This window comes from Acinetobacter sp. ANC_7635 (assembly GCF_056779945.1).
The window spans coordinates 64,912-78,170 of the sequence record NZ_JBWYIS010000013.1 but is presented as its reverse complement, the minus strand read 5'-3'; the positions used below and the strand labels follow the sequence as shown (position 1 = coordinate 78,170).

General features: G+C 38.4%; 11 protein-coding genes, 4 tRNA genes and 1 pseudogene. 5 read left to right on the top strand and 11 right to left on the bottom strand.

The features are described 5' to 3' along the window. Positions 1–12: 12 nt before the first annotated feature. The 6 genes from AC1M89_RS12675 to AC1M89_RS12650 all read right to left on the bottom strand — a co-directional run bounded on the left by AC1M89_RS12675 (position 13) and on the right by AC1M89_RS12650 (position 1,556). Positions 13–88, bottom strand: a tRNA-Val gene (locus AC1M89_RS12675). A 22-nt stretch (positions 89–110) separates the two neighbouring features. Beyond that, a tRNA-Asp gene (locus AC1M89_RS12670) sits at positions 111–187 on the bottom strand. A gap of 49 nt (positions 188–236) precedes the next feature. Beyond that, positions 237–313: transfer RNA gene (locus AC1M89_RS12665), tRNA-Asp, on the bottom strand. 22 nt (positions 314–335) lie between these two features. Beyond that, positions 336–411: transfer RNA gene (locus AC1M89_RS12660), tRNA-Val, on the bottom strand. A 212-nt stretch (positions 412–623) separates the two neighbouring features. Beyond that, complete coding sequence (gene elsL, locus AC1M89_RS12655) at positions 624–1,151, bottom strand: cell wall-recycling L,D-carboxypeptidase ElsL (RefSeq protein ID WP_481597662.1); 528 nt, start codon at positions 1,149–1,151, stop codon at positions 624–626. A 36-nt stretch (positions 1,152–1,187) separates the two neighbouring features. Beyond that, a complete protein-coding gene (locus AC1M89_RS12650; protein ID WP_035269059.1) occupies positions 1,188–1,556 on the bottom strand; it encodes a YbaN family protein in 369 nt (122 codons plus the stop codon). Positions 1,557–1,652: 96 nt separating this feature from the next. Here AC1M89_RS12650 and AC1M89_RS12645 point away from each other — a divergent pair, with 96 nt between their 5' ends. From AC1M89_RS12645 to dapE, 3 genes are all read left to right on the top strand, one after another. Continuing rightward, a complete protein-coding gene (locus AC1M89_RS12645) occupies positions 1,653–2,501 on the top strand; it encodes a DUF1853 family protein (protein ID WP_035269060.1) in 849 nt (282 codons plus the stop codon). Positions 2,502–2,627: 126 nt separating this feature from the next. Beyond that, positions 2,628–2,780 (top strand): entericidin A/B family lipoprotein, encoded by a 153-nt coding sequence (locus AC1M89_RS12640; RefSeq protein ID WP_092766976.1) that lies wholly within the window; start codon positions 2,628–2,630, stop codon positions 2,778–2,780. A gap of 139 nt (positions 2,781–2,919) precedes the next feature. Then, complete coding sequence (dapE, locus tag AC1M89_RS12635; RefSeq protein ID WP_035269063.1) at positions 2,920–4,053, top strand: succinyl-diaminopimelate desuccinylase; 1,134 nt, start codon at positions 2,920–2,922, stop codon at positions 4,051–4,053. 72 nt (positions 4,054–4,125) lie between these two features. Here the strand turns inward: dapE and AC1M89_RS12630 are convergent, their stop codons facing one another. The 5 genes and pseudogenes from AC1M89_RS12630 to pilG form a co-directional block, all read right to left on the bottom strand. Then, the gene (locus AC1M89_RS12630; RefSeq protein WP_481614281.1) at positions 4,126–8,181 is read right to left on the bottom strand and encodes a hybrid sensor histidine kinase/response regulator; all 4,056 of its coding nucleotides are present in this window, start codon (positions 8,179–8,181) and stop codon (positions 4,126–4,128) included. Between the two features lie 7 nt (positions 8,182–8,188). Continuing rightward, positions 8,189–9,313, bottom strand: a pseudogene (locus AC1M89_RS12625) (methyl-accepting chemotaxis protein); the annotation flags it as partial. A gap of 529 nt (positions 9,314–9,842) precedes the next feature. Then, positions 9,843–10,397: a chemotaxis protein CheW gene (locus AC1M89_RS12620; RefSeq protein WP_481614280.1), complete on the bottom strand. Its 555-nt coding sequence runs from the start codon at positions 10,395–10,397 to the stop codon at positions 9,843–9,845. Beyond that, complete coding sequence (locus tag AC1M89_RS12615; RefSeq protein WP_035269071.1) at positions 10,394–10,768, bottom strand: response regulator; 375 nt, start codon at positions 10,766–10,768, stop codon at positions 10,394–10,396. The genes AC1M89_RS12620 and AC1M89_RS12615 overlap by 4 nt, the downstream gene beginning before the upstream one ends. 18 nt (positions 10,769–10,786) lie before the next feature. Next, the gene (gene pilG, locus AC1M89_RS12610; RefSeq protein ID WP_035269072.1) at positions 10,787–11,173 is read right to left on the bottom strand and encodes a twitching motility response regulator PilG; all 387 of its coding nucleotides are present in this window, start codon (positions 11,171–11,173) and stop codon (positions 10,787–10,789) included. Between the two features lie 276 nt (positions 11,174–11,449). Between pilG and AC1M89_RS12605 the strand changes: the two genes are divergently transcribed. Continuing rightward, positions 11,450–12,094: a hypothetical protein gene (locus AC1M89_RS12605; RefSeq protein WP_481614279.1), complete on the top strand. Its 645-nt coding sequence runs from the start codon at positions 11,450–11,452 to the stop codon at positions 12,092–12,094. Between the two features lie 34 nt (positions 12,095–12,128). Then, positions 12,129–13,250: an efflux RND transporter periplasmic adaptor subunit gene (locus AC1M89_RS12600; RefSeq protein ID WP_481614278.1), complete on the top strand. Its 1,122-nt coding sequence runs from the start codon at positions 12,129–12,131 to the stop codon at positions 13,248–13,250. Positions 13,251–13,259: the final 9 nt, after the last annotated feature.

The following is a 13,259-nucleotide window of genomic DNA, read 5'->3' as shown; positions in this document are numbered from 1 at the left end:
TCAGCTTGAATATGGTGGGCGCTGACGGGATCGAACCGCCGACATTCTGCTTGTAAGGCAGACGCTCTACCAACTGAGCTAAGCGCCCTTAATAAGGTCATTACATAAAATGGCGCAGCGGACGGGACTCGAACCCGCGACCCTCGGCGTGACAGGCCGATATTCTAACCAACTGAACTACCGCTGCACTTATGTAATATCTCTATTAAAGTACAAACAATCTATTAAGTTTAAAGTGGCGCAGCGGACGGGACTCGAACCCGCGACCCTCGGCGTGACAGGCCGATATTCTAACCAACTGAACTACCGCTGCACTAAAACTTAACGTAAAGGCTTGGTGGGCGCTGACGGGATCGAACCGCCGACATTCTGCTTGTAAGGCAGACGCTCTACCAACTGAGCTAAGCGCCCTTTACGACTTCATCGTTTGTGTGGTGCATTATAGAGAATCCTCAGATACTGTCAAACGCTTTTCTACAGGTTTATCAGTTTTTCAGTTTGAATGATTAAAAAATAGATCATTTCTCTTGAAAAATCGCTTTTTTGTCTATTATTTGCCTGATTAGAGATATGTTTTTATTTTTATTCAAAGTTTTTATCACAACACATTTTACGATTCTGATTTAAATTTGATCCAATTGGATCTCTTGTTCTGAAATATAGACTAAAGCGCCTTCGTCCAATATATCAAATAGCTCAATGACATCTGCACTGTGCATTCGAATACATCCATGTGATTTAGGAATACCTAAAGGTTCTGACTCTGGCGTACCATGAATATAGATATATCGATTATAGGTATCACAACCCTCCCCTTGATTAAAACCAGGTTCTAAACCTGCTAACCAAAGAATTCGAGTTAGAATCCAGTCACGTTCTGGAAATTGCTCACCAAGTTCCACATCATAGATCTCCCCAGTCCAAATACGTGCTTTAAAAACAGCATTGATTGGGTGGTCATCGCCAATTTTTTGTTCAATGCGATGCCATCCTCTTGGTGTTTTACCTGAATTTTCCTGTTCACCTATACCGTTCAATCCAGTAGACACCAAATAGCTTTTTTTCATACGTGGTACATATAGAACTTGTTTCGCCATATCAATCAGGATATCCGCCTGACTTAGGGTATAACTTTCAAGATTTGGGTTCATACAAAACTCAGCGTTAAATTATTTTTAATCATTTATTTAAACAATATTTTTTGATTCAGGTCTTAACCACAACCAAATCGCGACAATTAGCATGGTGAGATTCGTAAAAATTTTTACTAAATCAGGAGCATTGGTATAAAGCATAAGAATACCGCTGATCAACATCATCATCGAGGCGAGCCATTTTGCTTTGCGTGGAACCGTGCCATGCTCACGCCAATTTCGCAGTGTTGGTCCATATTTAGGATGATTGAGTAGCCAATCATCAACCTGTGGCCAACCTTTTGAAGCAGCCCATGCGGCAAGAATTAAAAAGACTGTGGTTGGCAATCCTGGCAATAGCGCACCAATAAAACCTAGAGTCACAAAAATAATGACCAAGCTCCGCCAAAACACGATTTTCATACCGCAACTCATTCAGTTGAATCTCACTAGTATATATGCTTTTGTGGTAGTGTCTGATTGTAAATTTATTTTCAATTTTGAATTCTAGTTGGAGTAATGGTGCAATCTGATTTTTATGAGCCATGGCAGAACTTTCATCATACAATTGTACGTCAACTGGCTTTTGTCATCGCAAGTCCTAATATTATTCGTTTTGCGCCTAAAGAATTAACGATCGTTCATCCTTTTGAATTGCACCATGAACAATTTTGGCAAACTCAGTACGAAAAATATATCTCCAGACTGCATGATCTAGATCAAAACCCACAAGAGCTGATTGATTTTATTCAGCAACTTAAAAGTACGCGTCTAGGTTTGCGCTTTGAATATTTAATGTGGTTCTGGCTGCAAGATGATCAACGCGATCAAGCTGATTTTTCGCTGTTAGATCACAGTGTTCAAATCATTGACGGCCGCCATACTTTGGGTGAAATTGACTTTGTGATATTAAATCATCACACCCAAGAAATTGAACAATGGGAAGTTGCACTGAAATTTTATTTAGCAGAACAAGACTTTCAACTTCAACATTGGTACGGATTAAATCGAAGCGACACTCTATTTAGAAAGCTCAATCATTTTACGCAAAAGCAATTTCAATTTACTCAAGCCAATACTTATAAAATTGATCGAAAAATTGCGGTGATGAAAGGTCAACTCTACTTTCCGTATCATACCGAACTTCAAACCTTACCCAACTGGGTCAGCCCACATCGTCGTATAGGCACATGGGGACATCAATTACGATCATCTTTTTATCGACTGGAAAGACAGGAATGGATTTGTCCGAATGCAAGTCAGACTTCAAATGAAGCACATTGGTGGAGTAATGGGCTTTATCACAATGTACAAACAAATCAGTTTTATATGTACCGTCAACCAGCTTTAAAGCTCCCTTACGTGTAGTTCGTGTAATAAAAAAATGTATCGAATACAATTAATAACATTCTGATAATAAAACTCTCATATTCTTCTAAATGATTAATTTTTATTCTGATTAAGCATCAAAATAATTTACAATCATTGGAGATAATGATGAAAAAAGTATTAGCCGCTTCATTCGTAGTTGCATTTGTATTAACTGGTTGTAATACATTCAAAGGTTTTGGACAAGACGTTTCAAAAGCTGGGGAAACTGTAACAAATACTGCTGAAAAAACTTCAAACGAAATTCGTAACAACTAATTCGAAGTTGAAGCTAAAAGCCCTATTTTTTTAATAGGGCTTTTTTTATTTAAATTTGATTTCCTTGAATGATTAATATTTTGCATCAAATTCAACATACTTTATGATAGATCGACTTTGACCAATTCGATTTCTCTCCATGACCCAATCTGCAACACTCGATTTAAGCTTACAATTACTTCGCCAACCTTCAGTGACTCCAGTCGATCATAACTGTCAAAATATTATGGCTGATCGATTATCAAAGATTGGTTTTAACATTGAAAATATGCGGTTTGAAGATGTAGATAACTTATGGGCTCGTCGCGGGACTGAATCACCTGTGTTTTGTTTTGCGGGTCATACTGATGTTGTTCCTACAGGCAATCTAGAAGCGTGGAACTCCGATCCATTCGCCCCAGAAATTAGAGATGGAAAGTTATACGGGCGTGGCAGTGCAGATATGAAAACGGCGTTGGCAGCCATGGTAATTGCCTCTGAACGTTTCGTTGCTAAGCATCCAGACCACAAAGGTTCGATTGCTTTTTTGATCACTTCAGATGAAGAAGGTCCATCTATCAATGGAACAGTGAAAGTTGTAGAAACTTTAGAAGCACGCCAAGAAAAAATGACATGGTGTTTGGTCGGTGAACCGTCAAGTACGAATACTTTAGGTGACATTGTTAAAAATGGCCGTCGTGGGTCTCTCAATGCCAATTTAACAGTGAAAGGTAAGCAAGGGCATGTGGCCTATCCACATTTGGCAATTAACCCAATTCATACAGCCTCAAAAGCAATTGCTGAATTATGTGAGACAGAATGGGATCAAGGCAATGAGTATTTCCCTGCAACGTCTTTCCAAATCTCGAATATTTCTGCTGGAACGGGTGCAACCAACGTTGTACCTGGCACGATGAACTTATTATTTAACTTCCGTTATTCTACAGAAGTTACTGCTGATGAATTAAAAGCACGTACACATGAAATTTTAGATCGCCACGGCGTTGAGTATGATATCGAGTGGACATTATCAGGTTTACCATTCCTTACCCCTGTTGGAGAGCTCGTCAATGCTGCCAAAAAAGCGATTTTGGATGTGACTGGCACGACAACAGAATTATCAACCAGTGGTGGTACATCAGATGGTCGCTTTATCGCACCAACTGGAGCTCAGGTACTCGAACTGGGAGTACTTAATGCCACGATCCACCAGATTAATGAGCATGTTGAAATCGCACATTTGGAACCTTTGGCTGAAATTTATGAAAAAATCTTAATTGAGCTATTGGCATAACATTAAAATTTAAGAGCAATGAAATATAAAAAAGGATGCAAATGCATCCTTTTTTAATTCGCTTAAAATACTTCAATCCTGTTTTAAAAGCTGATTGATCTGCTCAATCAACACTGCTTCTTGGAAAGGTTTACCCATATAAGCCGATACACCAAGTTCAAGAGCATGTTGTTTATGCTTATCCCCCACTCGTGAAGTGATCATAACCACAGGTAAGTTCTGCAAATGTGGTTGATTTCTCAGCCATTGCATCACTTCAAAACCATCCATTCTTGGCATTTCAACATCAATTAACATTAAGGCAGGTGTTGAATGCTGTAAATGTTCAAGTGCTTCAATACCATCTATAGCTGTGACAATCTGGTAACCATAACGCTCAAGTAGTTTAGATGTTACTTTTCGAACTGTGACCGAATCATCAACCACTAAAATCGTAGGTGCTTCATTGTCATGCTCTAAATTTGAGAGCTTCGACTCTAGATGTACAGACCAATCCTCCTGAGTGAGATATTGAACCACACGATTTACATTTAAAATTGGGCAAATTTCTCCACTGCCCATAATGGTTACACCGCTGAGATAATCAATTTGATGGATCAGCCTCCCAGTCTGTTTCACAATAATTTGTGAATTAGTTCCTAAGACTTCATCAACGAATAAAGCCACAGGTTGAGACTGGTGCATATTCACCAAAATCACTGGAACTTTTTGGGTTTCTGAATATGGTGAGTTTCTTTTTATATTTTGATTTAACAACACGAAGTCAGCCAAATCGTTTAATTGATAACTTGCTTCATGCACCCTCAACAACTGACTCTGTTGTTTCGCGTGATTTAAATCATGTCTATCAATCATTTCAACACGTTGTATTTGATGTAATGGTAAGGCAAAGAATTGATCTGCAACTTTTACCATCAAGGCTTCAGTAATAATTGAAGATTTAGGAATTCTGATTTCAAAACAAGTTCCTTGTCCTCTTTCCGAAGTAACATGAACATGCCCACCCAGTGCCTGTATTTCACTTTTTACGACATCTAAACCGACACCACGTCCTGAAACCGTTGTTAATTTTGCAGCAGTGGTAAAGCCTGGTCTAAAAATCAATTGTAATAGTTCAGTTTCAGAATATTCCCGTTCAGTATTGAGCCAACCAAATTCAACAGCTTTTTGCTTAATCTCTTGTGAATCAATTCCTCGACCATCATCCTTGATCAAAATACTCAGCTCATTGTGATGATTCACCAGTGTCAGTTGCATGACTGCTTGTTCAGGTTTATTTAATTTCAACCGCTGTTCTGCTGACTCAATTCCATGATCAATCGCATTACGCAGAATATGCTCAAGTGAGGTGATCAACTTTTCAAGAATACTACGATCTAATTCGATGTCTGCATGTTCAATCTGTAACTGAACAGATTTATTCAGATTCATCGAAAGTTGCTTGCATAAACGTTCAAGACGCATTTGTATCGTCTTGAATGGTACGACACGAGTACGCATCAACGAGTGTTGGATGTTGTTTTGTATTCTTGCCTGCTGAATCAATATACTTTCTGCAGATTGAAGCTTTTCATGCAGAGAGTTTCTGATATCTAACAAGTCTGATGTTGACTCTGATATTGATTTTGAGAGTTGATTAAGTGATGAATATTGATCCATTTCTAAGGGATCAAATCCATGCTCGGCGGAATTATATGATCTACGTTGTAATAAAATTTGGGATTCTAATTCCCCTTCCATCCGTCTCAATTGTGAAGTAAGGCGCTGAATGGTTTGATCCATTTCTACCAAATTTGACCGATATGATTTTAATTCTACTTCGACTTGCGAACGTTGAATCAAATCCTCCCCAATCAAATTAAGGGTTGCTTCAATTACAGCAGTAGAGACTGAAAGTGTCTCGTTCGCTACGGCAGATTGCACAAACTTTTGCAAATTACCACTCATTGGAGGCGGTAAAACACTCTCCTTAGCGTTAGATGGTTCATTCTGATGTGAGTTTTGCTGAATGGAAGAAGAGTCAAACTTTGATGAATTATTATGCGGAGTGACTAAATCACTTAAATTGGTTTCAAGGTCCGCTGATAAAGTTGAATGAATACTAAAATCTGAAGACATATGGTGAGTGATATCATTTTGCATCGAATGTACTAAGTTCAGCTTCGAGTCACCACCCTTAAGATTTAAATGTCCAAGCTCAATTAAACCCTGAATAAGCCTTGATGCCTGCTCCATCGGATAATCAACAGACTCAACTTTAATGATATTGACACGCCGTACCAAATCCTGCTGTAAGGCTTTAATCAAAATAATGAAACTTTTTATATCAATTTGTTGCTCTGAAATGAGTTGAAGATATAAAGATTCAAGCTCATGGATTAGATTTGCAAAGTAATCTGCTTGCAACATGTATGCACCACCTTTCAACGTGTGCAATTGCCGCATAATTTTTTGGATACACGTAGCATCTTCTTGATACTCTAACCATGCATTGAACAAGTCTTCGATTTGAGACAAGATTTCTTCCGCTTCCTCGACAAAAAAACCACTTACTTCACGATCTAAGCCCTGTTTTGCTTTCGCTGAATCTTTGAGTGCGTAATCTATATTGAGTAATGTCAGAATTGTTTCATCTAAGGATCGAGCAGATACTTCGCTCTCCTGCTCTATAGTACCACTACAATTCGATTGATTGGAAAAACTGAAGTATTCATGATTAAGTTGTTTTAAATCATCTAATAGTTGCTGAGAAGCCTCATTATTTTGAGCCAATTGACCTATAGCAAGTTCATCAAATATTTCTAAGAGTTTTTCATGCCCTTGTTGTAAAACTCGGTGGACATTTGAGTAGGCAATTGAATTCGGTTCTCTTGCAATGTTGGAGTGAATTGAACTCAAAATTTCTGAAATTTTTCGAAGGAGATCAAAATCAACTTTAATGGCAAATTTAGCAATTGAACTGAGTTGTTGACTCAGTAAGCTCGAACGTTCAGTAGTACGTGTAGAGCTAAAGAGGTTAGAAATACCATCTTGTACAAAGGTATCGATAAGGAAAACATCTTCTACACCCAAATCTACAATTTTCTTGAGTAACTCTTGCGGATCAAGATTTGGATCGTTCTGTGTAATCTGTTCTGAGAAGTCTCTCAATGCGATTAAAAAAGTATGCTCTAATGCCTGAAACTGTTGTTGTCTCGTTATGTTGTCACCTGTTGTTTGCAAGCTTTCTAAGTAATACTGGATTAAATCAATATACTGCGTTGTGAGCGCTTGCAATTCTTTATTGTTGGTATCAAGAGATGGATTACGTTGTATTATTTTTTCGAATGACTGACTCAATACTTCAATTTTCTCAAGTCCAACAATTGCAGAACTCCCCCTGAGAGAATGGACAACACGTGCAAGCGTATCCACCTGAAATTGTTGATTGGATTTATCCAACATATCTTGCAGGGATTTCAATTGTTCTGAAGCCTCAGCATAAAAACTTTGCAGAACCTCGTTATCCCATATTTGAGTATCCTCAAATGTGGCTGCTGAGAGTGAATTGGAATCACTCAAAGAGTGACATTCAATCCCGAAATCTAGATCAAGCTGTGTGAGATGAGCGTTGATCGCCAACAAAGGATGCAATGATTGATCTATGGTATTTGAATGTTCTAATTGCCGACCTAAAAGCAATAGAGGTTTAACATCTAATTGAATCGCTTGTTTCACTGTTAAACTAGGCACAATGATGTAGCGATATATACGAGAGATCAGCTCAACATACTCAAGGACCAGTTGACTCCATGAACGTTGCTGATCAAGCCTAATATTCAGTATTGTCTCAACGGTCCATGCAAGCTCAGAAACTGAGTTGAATCCAAGCATTCGACCTGAACCCTTTAAGGTATGAAAATTACGGCGCAATGCTTGCCAAATATTTAACTGTTCTAAATCATTCGATAAGACTTGAAGATTTTCTGATATTTCTAGAAGTAATTCCTTAAGCTCTTCAGCAAAGGTGGTAATAAGCTCCTCATCTTCAAAATTTAATTCATCCTGAGGAAGCTGCATATCGACATATGCACGATAGAGTGCTTCTGAAAGATATAATTGTATTTTATTAGGATTATTATTTTTCATGGCTCAATCACTCAGGTAATTTGAAGTTTGCAACTGATTTCCTTAAAGAATCAGCCATTTGAGTGAGTTCTGCTATCGATTGAGCAGTATCTAAGGTTGAAGCATGATTTTCTCGTGTGACATCTTGCACAAGCGACATTGTTTTCGCAATTTGACCCGCAGCAGCTGACTGAACTTTTGAGGATGCTGAAATATTCGCAATCAGTTGAGCCAACTGTTTTGAAATCAACTGAATATCTGCAAGTGCTGCTCCTGCATCTTGAGCAAGTCCAGTCCCCTTAACCACCTCAGAAGTTGTTTGCTCCATAGAGCGAACGGCCTCATGCGTATCTAATTGAATATTTTTTACCAATATCTCAATATGTTTGGTCGCAGCAGTTGAACGTTCAGCTAAACGCTGCACCTCATCAGCAACACTAGCGAAACCTCGTCCAGCATCGCCTGCCATTGCGGCTTGAATGGCTGCATTTAAAGCCAACAGATGCGTTTGCCCTGCAATGTCTTCAATGGTTGCAACAAAGTTTCCAATCTCTTGAGTAGATTCACCCAGCCTTTTAATTTTTTTAGATGTTTCTTGAATCTGCCCTCGTATTTGATCCATTCCATCTATTGATCGTTCAACCACTTCCCCACCCTTCGCTGCGATAAGTACAGCACGCTGAGCAACTTTTGCAGATTGCGCTGCATTTTCATAAACGTGATCAATTGAGTCCGCCATGTCATGAATGGCGAGCGATGTATTTTGGATTTCACGAGCTTGCAGCTCTGAAGATTGCGCCAATTGTGAACTCATGTGCTGAGTTTGATGAATATATTGGGTAACTTGTTGAGAAGCCTGATTAATTCTCATCACCAAATCACGCAAATGATCTATCGCTACATTAATTGAATCCGCGATTGTCCCCGTAAAATCTGCAGAAACCGCAGCATATTTGGTCAAATCGCCTTCAGCTAAATCCCCAATTTCATCTAAAAGCCGATAAATCGCCGTTTGATTCTTCTTATCTTTATCCACTAGCTCCATCAAACGCAGACGATCTTCTTGGCTTCTCAAAATAAAAAGTTTAATCACTGCAAAGGTGAAGCTCGATAAACTAATCAACAATAAGAGTGACAGTAAAATCAGTAACCACGTAGAACCTGTGCGAATTTCATTGAGGGCTACTTGAATTTTTTGTAACTGAGACTCCGTGATATTGCTTTGAGACTCTAACCATAGTCGATCTACTTCATTTAAAGCCGGACTATAAAAATAAACTGATTTTACATTTTCAAGTTGTGAACTAAAAATAAGCTGAGAGTTTTTGAGAATCTGTAATGTGTAATCTGTAGGATTATCCTCAAACTGTTGAGTCTGAATAATCATCATTTGATTGAGATATTTCAGTTCCCCCACCCCACGACTTTGCTCTACCGTGCGTGGGAGATTAAACATAAGAAACAATAAAATCAGAAAAGCACAAACGAGGCTAATAATAGCCATGATTAAATAAGACTTCGTTTGGGCAGATTGCCCAAACAGCTCTGAAAACTGTTCAAGTTTTAACTTAAGTGAAGCTTTCCATCCCTGTGTGTTGGAATCTGAATCATTCACATTCCGACTGGTCTTTTTTAACCGTAAACTCACTCAGCTCCCCCAAAAAACTATTGCTGACTACACATTAAATTGAATTTGATGTGAACATGTGCTTTAGACGATCATGCTCATATAGCAGACTCATCATCAGCACAGCTACAGGTGTTGAATGATCGAGAAAATAACCTTGGCAAAACGATCTATATGGTTCTGCGATCAAATCCGAACTGGTGCTATAGGTATTATTCTTATAATGTTTTACACCAAGGACTTCATCCACAAGCAATCCAACACAGTCTTGCCCCACGTTAAAACATAAAATTTTAACATTAGCGTGTAATTGTGTTGATTTACTCAAAGCAAATTGCTTTAGATCTAATACGGACAGTACTCGACCTCGCAAATTCGCCAAACCTAAATACCACGGCGGCGTAAGTGGTAATGAGGTAATGCTCAGTAAAGGGCTAACCTCCGCAATATCACCAAGTGGGGTAATAAATTGCTGCTGCTCAACTTTAAAACATACACCAGACCAGAGGTCCTGATTTTGCACATCACGGTACTCATTTGCTTGAGCCGAATTAGCATTACTGGCTTGCGTTAACCAGTGTTGTTGATCACTTTCATCTTGAGTGATCATGCTGTGCCTGTATTCAAATATTGCTGAATGACATCAAGTAATCTTGATTCATCTACAGGTTTGATTAGGTAATCGACAGCGCCTTGTCTTTTGCCCCAAATTCGATCCGTATCCTGATCTTTGGTACTGACAATGACAACTGGAATATGCTTCGTTACATCAGCTCTTGCAATTTGCCGCGTCGCTTGAAATCCATTCACACCAGGCATCACCACATCCATAAGTACAAGATCTGGTTGCTCTGCTTGCGCCAAGGTAACACCATCTGCACCATTGGTTGCTTCTAGCACTTCATAGCCATTTTTGGACAGAATTTCTTTAAATCTAAACATTTCTGTTGGAGAGTCATCTACCACTAAGATACGTGTCATATTTTATTTTCCCAGTACTTAACGTGAAGCGACAAGTTTACGAATCGCATTCAATAGCTCATCTTTACTGAATGGTTTCGTGAGGTATTCATCAGATCCAACAACTCGTCCTTTTGCCTGATCAAACATACCATCTTTACTGGATAACATGACCACTGGAATATGTTGGAAATTTTGTGAGTTTTTTAACAGTGCGCACGTTTGATACCCATCTAAACGTGGCATCATAATATCTACAAAAATAATATCAGGTCGAGTTTCAGCAATTTTAGATAATGCTTCAAATCCATCTACTGCAGTTACAACGTCATATCCTTCACGCTGTAATAAAGTTTCTGCGGTCCGACGAATCGTTTTTGAATCATCAATGACCATCACTTTAATATTTTGCAGATTATCATCCATTGAATGATCCTTCCTGAGATGAGATTTAAAGAAAAATGAAACGCTTAATTTAGAGAATAACCATTATTTTCTAACATAACATTACATTGATTTTCAATGCAGTTGAGTACTCGCGGAGAGATTGTGTCACAAAGCTTCATAGAATTTAAGGGTGAATCAGATTAAGCGTAAATTATTTAACGGTTTATATTTATAAATTCACCAAAACCACATAAAATGCTTGTTATTAAAAGCAAAAATTAAAAAATTGAATTGATATCACGGGGGCCAATTCCAATGTTTAATCTTTCGCACAAATCAAGAATTGGGTTAAAGCATCTTCATCATAAAACATTCTTAGTGATCATGATGACATTTGGTTTATTTATCAGTGAAGCAATTGCTAATACCACAGTGACCAAACCGTCTTGGTATCGTTATTATGATAAAAATGGCGTAGCTAATATTAGTAGCTCGGTAACACCCGAGCATATTCGTCACGGTTATGAAGCACTTGACCGTAATATGCAAGTGATTAAAAAAAATCGACCTTATGATGCCGATAAAGAACAGCAACAAAGTGCTGTACGTACGCAACAAGCCAAACAACATGAACAAGATCTACGCTTAAAACGTGCTTATGGTTCTAGTAAAGTGGCTGCGAACAAACGTGATGATATGTTGAAAAACATCAACAAACAAATCACCTTTCAAAAACAACAGTACCAACAACTGGAGCAAGATCGAATATTGTTTAAAAAGCAGGAACAGACCTATATCAAAAAAGGGAATCCTGTCCCTAAAAACTTACAAGATCGAATCACTTATAATGCGCAGAATATGAGTAATATCCAAAAAAATATTGAATCTTTACAAACAAACTATCGAAATACTCAGTCACAATACGACAATATTATCAAGCGCTTAAAAACTCTTGAATAAAGAAGAGTTTGTCTGAATGGAAAGGAATTATCACATGCCGAATGCGACTCTACACAGCAGTCAGTTTAAGAAATATCTCGTATTAGGAACGCTGTGTACGAGTTGTCTTTTAGCCGCTTGTCAAAAAAATGACGAAAGTGTACAGCCAACCTCATCTACCCCTCAAAAAATTGAATTAATACAACAGGACTTAGTCAAAGTTGAAAATGGAGTCTCAAATCTGAAATTTGCTTTCACAGGCACCATACGCGCTGTGAATCAAAGTACAATTCAAGCGCAAGTGACTGCCACTGCTAGTCAAGTCTCTGTACAAGTTGGTGAAAGGGTGAGTAAAGGACAAGTCTTGGTACGTTTAAATAATCAAGATAATGCAGCCCGACTCGCACAAGCTCGCGCTAATCTTGCTTCTGCACAAGCGCAGGCACAACAAGCTGCAAATATGGTCACTCGAAAAAAACGACTTTATGATCAAGGATTTATTTCTAAGGTTGAATATGAACAAAGTCAAGTGGAGCATAAAGCTCAACTCGAAACTGTACGAGCTCAGCAAGCAAATGTGGATATCGCACTGAAAGCCGATGCTGATGGATTAATTCGTAGCCCCATTTCTGGCGTAATTACCAAACGTCAAGTCGAACCTGGTCAAACCGTTTCAATGGGTCAAACATTATTTGAAATCGTAGATCCACAAAAATTGGAGATTCAAGCAAAACTCCCTGTCGAATCTCAACATGCGCTCAACATTGGAAACAACATTGAATATAAAATTCAAGGGGCTACCCAAAATTATACTGCCAAGTTAACACGCATTTCCCCAATGGCCGATCAAATCAGTCGTCAGGTTGAGTTTTTTGCTCAACCGAATGAATCAATCAATTCACTGAGTATTGGTGCTTTTGTCGAAGGTTTCATCTTAGATACAAAGCAGATTCAAGGACAAAAAGTTCCGCTTGATACTATTCAAGATGCAGATGGCAAACCTTATTTGTGGATCATCCGTGATCAGAAAATTCAGAAAGCCAATATTCAAATTTTGGATCGACAACCCAACGAGAATATTGCAATGATCAGTGGTCTTCAGCCAACGGATTACATCAGTAGAATTAAGTTTAACAATGATGACTTAAATAAAACAGTCTCAATTGCTTCAAAGTAAGACAGGATC